This window comes from Caballeronia sp. LZ024 (assembly GCF_031451455.1).
Classification (GTDB): domain Bacteria; phylum Pseudomonadota; class Gammaproteobacteria; order Burkholderiales; family Burkholderiaceae; genus Caballeronia; species Caballeronia telluris.
This window is the reverse complement of sequence record NZ_JARUXL010000030.1, coordinates 1-1335: the sequence shown is the minus strand read 5'-3', so window position 1 is coordinate 1335 and position 1335 is coordinate 1. Positions and strand designations below refer to the sequence as shown.

2 protein-coding genes are annotated in these 1335 nt (G+C 55.2%); both read right to left on the bottom strand.

The features are described from left to right. Positions 1-187, bottom strand: a 187-nt coding sequence (locus QCE48_RS31545; protein ID WP_309794465.1) for a hypothetical protein, incomplete at its 3' end; no start/stop codon positions are given. A 36-nt stretch (positions 188-223) separates the two neighbouring features. Then, the gene (locus QCE48_RS31540; protein WP_309788467.1) at positions 224-466 is read right to left on the bottom strand and encodes a hypothetical protein; all 243 of its coding nucleotides are present in this window, start codon (positions 464-466) and stop codon (positions 224-226) included. Positions 467-1335: the final 869 nt, after the last annotated feature.

Below are 1335 nucleotides of genomic sequence, written 5' to 3'. Positions count from 1 at the left end.
GGGGCCTCTTTGACTTCGCTTCGGGTGACTTTATCTGCACTGCCCGGATACTAACGACCCTGACATCCATGACCGGCGAGCGGGCGCGCTTGCCGGCCATCTGCAGTCGTTGGCAAGCTTTCACAAGCAGTCGTTCGGACGTCGGTTTCACGTTGGTAACCGACGCGTGCGTCACGATCATCGTCATGCGTCGACCATTCTGATTAACTAACTATTTGGACTATTAATAGATGTTGCTTTTCCTCAGCCATGCTTTCATATTGCGCCCAGCCGGTTCCACGTAGCTTGCCGTATCAACGTCTGGCGCTGCCCCTTTGTCAAACAGGTTCACTACGCGGAACGTAGATTTCGCTGCCAGAACGGGCAGAGCGCCGGTTGGACTGTAGTCGACGTTGTGCAACAGGTCGATCAAATAGAAATGGATCGCGCGATGAGCGGATGGTACATCGCGCGGCTTATCAGGCATTTCATCGGCATTTCACGCTGTTTCGTTTGTACGAACCAATAAGCCACTGTGCGTGAACCGATCTGCGCAAGCCTGGACGCGCGCCAAGATTCCCGAATCGGTGGATGATTCGGCTACGAAGGAACTGTCACGTCCCATCCTGCGGCGGACTTGGCGACGCTACGCCGGTAGACACGACGGGGCTCGCGAACCAGTAAAGGGTAAGCCACCGCGGCACTTGCGCGCGGAGGTTCGATCGCCCAGACGCTTTCACAGGTCTGGGCAATTGTTTTTGATAGCACTGCCCGCTGTTGAGTGAGCGCAATGAACCGCGCTCGATGCAACCGAGAGTGTTCAATACACTCGCAAGACCCGATGGCGATCAGTTTCGACGCAACTACACCGAGGCAAGACCAGCGACTTTTGCTCGCTGAACAGGGCAGCGACGCTTTACTAGGAGACTTCTATCGATTGCCAGGGCGGTCGTGACGTGATGGCTAGCAGGAAAGACGCGGTTGGGAAGGTCTGATTCCTCCACGTGCGCGACAGCACGCATTATTGACGAGACCCCCGTCCAGCAAATTGCATCATAGACCGCCGGCTTGCACCGGATATCAAAGTCCGGATGCATGGCTGCAATCCCTCGTCGTTGCATACGAAAGCTTGGCAAAACCGGGGCGTCCATGCCTGGAGTAATGAAGTCGCAGCGAGGGTAAAAATGCACTATTGACAAGTACCGCGCTAGTCGCAACGGGTCGTGTGAAAGGTCGCGCGACATAAATGCTAATGCAATCATGATTCACCTGTGCTTCCAGCTTTTTGCGAGCCGTTGAACGGGTCAACTGTTTCGATTTGTTCGTACAGTGCCTCGAGCGACACCGGTTTGCTCA

Excerpts from the sequence above, each read along its gene's own strand:
- QCE48_RS31540 (WP_309788467.1), bottom strand. The coding sequence starts at position 466 with ATGCCTGATAAGCCGCGCGATGTACCATCCGCTCATCGCGCGATCCAT.